Raw genomic sequence first — 2,091 nt, 5'->3', positions numbered from 1 at the left:
TTTATAATTTTAAAAAGAGCCCTTTAATCCCACCATTTTTTACAGGTTTCGGATTTGGCTCTTTTGGTTGTTCTTCTATATTGTTTTTTAAATCATTTAGAATTTCGTTTTTTAGCCCTGATAATGCAGTGTTTAAATCTTCTTTGGTGATTCCTACTGTCTTTTCTTTATTGAATACACCATTTCTAAGTCCATTAATCACTTTCCGTGGAAGCATCGTAGAGACAGCACTTGAAGCTGTAACTTTCACTGGATTCTCCATAAACATAATTTCATCCACAAAATTATTCTCTAATGCTTGTTGTGGACTCATCCAAGTCTCTTCATCCATCATTTGAAGTAATTCATCTTCCGACTTTCCACTTTTAATGACATAAGCATTTACAATGGATTTATCTACTACTCTTAGCATATCGGCAGCTTTCTTCATTTCCTGATGATCACCATGATTCCACATAGACCCATTATGAATCATGATTTGTCCAGTTGGTGCAATTCGAACTTTATCACCAGCCATTGCAATAAAAGATGCGGCACTTGCGGCTAAACCAACGATTTGTGTTTCTACATGTCCCGAATAAGTTTTTAAAGCTGTATATATTTCTGACCCCTCATATACATAACCACCTGGACTATTAATAGCTACAACAATATCTTCACCGTTTGCTTCATTTAACTTTGCCATTACTGTTCCTGGAGAAGTAGCATCCATTTCAAATGACTCATAAATCCAAGCTTCATCATTAGAAATGATTGGACCTTTAATATCAAGTTTCACTGTCATTTTGTTTCTCACCTCCTTCAGATTCAGTTAGTTTCGTATAGTTTTTCGTAATATGATGTGTATGTAAGTTAGGATCATCTGAAACTTCATATCCTACTTCTAATCGAATTTCATTTCCCGTAAATACACTTGAAGAAATAAGTTTATCGATGCTTGTCGCAAGATCAAATATACTTTGATAAGAAACAGCTTTCACTTCAATCTTTTGTCCTTCAAGGTACTCGTTCTTTTCAAAGAATTTAACGTTTGCTTCATCAGAAATCTTTTTTAACAAAGGGTTCACTGTGAAAAGCATGTAATTTTTCGTTTGCTTCTCAACATCAGCCATTTCTCCATATAACAAGGCTGTCGGAATACCAATAGCCATTGCTACTTGGTTTAAGAATCCGTTTGTAACTTTGTTTATTTCGTCCACACTTTGCCCAGAGTTACCACAGCCTGATGTTTCAGCATATTTAAAACCTGGTTGTTGTGGAATGATAGCAATGTCCTTTTCACCAATTGCTTTATACATGTTATCAATGAATTCTTGAAGTTTTGATTGGTGTTCTTTGCTCTTTGCAGCAAGCATGTCCATATCAACAGTTCCGCGAATTTGATCCTTGCGCTTTTGAGAGCTTAATATCCTACCGAATAAATCACCATAATCAGCAAAAAGACCATCAATAAGCGGTGATAATTTGTCATTCCGATATCTTACATGCATGACTTCACTTTGTTTAAAGCTCCTCTTAAACTGATAATCTTTTACTGTGACATTTGTAAAAGTATCTTCAAAAACAGCATATTCATTATGTTCAAAGTCATCAGCAATAAGTAGATCACCATCATCAGCTTGTATAATTAAAGCTTCATTATCATAAATGAGCTTGTACATATACTTTTCCCAAAAGGTACTAGCTGTCATATTCTTATTCGGCCTAACATTTAATCGGTAATAAAGCTCATCCTTTTCAAATGTTTCACCGTTTTTCACTCTAAATTCTGATTGACTAATTGTCCTTCCTAAAAAGGATATACAAGTCTCAATTGCTAGTCGCTTCATGTGGACTCTATTTGCCTTTTCAATAAACATTTCCACATCAAACATAAATCCTAATTCACTATTTCTTTTAAATACTGCATCCAGCCATCCAATGATTATCACCCCCTCGTATGATAAAGTTAGGTTTTTTAGGAAAGGGATTTACCTATAAACCCGTGAGTATCTAGTTATATGAGATACTTATATTTGTAGATAGAGTGATACCGATCACCCCCTTGAATCTTGTATTCGGTTGAAAGATTGGTACCTCTGTCTAATAAGT

At 34.5% G+C, this 2,091-nt stretch carries 2 protein-coding genes; both read right to left on the bottom strand.

The features are described from left to right. Nucleotide 1 precedes the first annotated feature (1 nt). Nucleotides 2-784, bottom strand: a complete 783-nt coding sequence (locus AB3X49_RS23150; RefSeq protein WP_367965011.1) for a head maturation protease, ClpP-related — start codon at nucleotides 782-784, stop codon at nucleotides 2-4. Beyond that, the gene (locus tag AB3X49_RS23145) at nucleotides 768-1,931 is read right to left on the bottom strand and encodes a phage portal protein (protein ID WP_367965009.1); all 1,164 of its coding nucleotides are present in this window, start codon (nucleotides 1,929-1,931) and stop codon (nucleotides 768-770) included. Before AB3X49_RS23145 ends, AB3X49_RS23150 begins: the two co-directional genes overlap by 17 nt. Nucleotides 1,932-2,091 lie beyond the last annotated feature (160 nt).

It is taken from the genome of Bacillus sp. C30 (assembly GCF_040838255.1).
In the GTDB taxonomy this organism is placed as follows: Bacteria; Bacillota; Bacilli; order Bacillales; family Bacillaceae_G; genus Bacillus_A; species Bacillus_A mycoides.
Note: the sequence above shows the minus strand (reverse complement) of the source record. Positions and strands in the feature narration are given on the sequence as shown.

Coding starts and splice junctions, on each gene's coding strand:
- AB3X49_RS23150 (WP_367965011.1), bottom strand. CDS start 784: ATGACAGTGAAACTTGATATTAAAGGTCCAATCATTTCTAATGATGAA.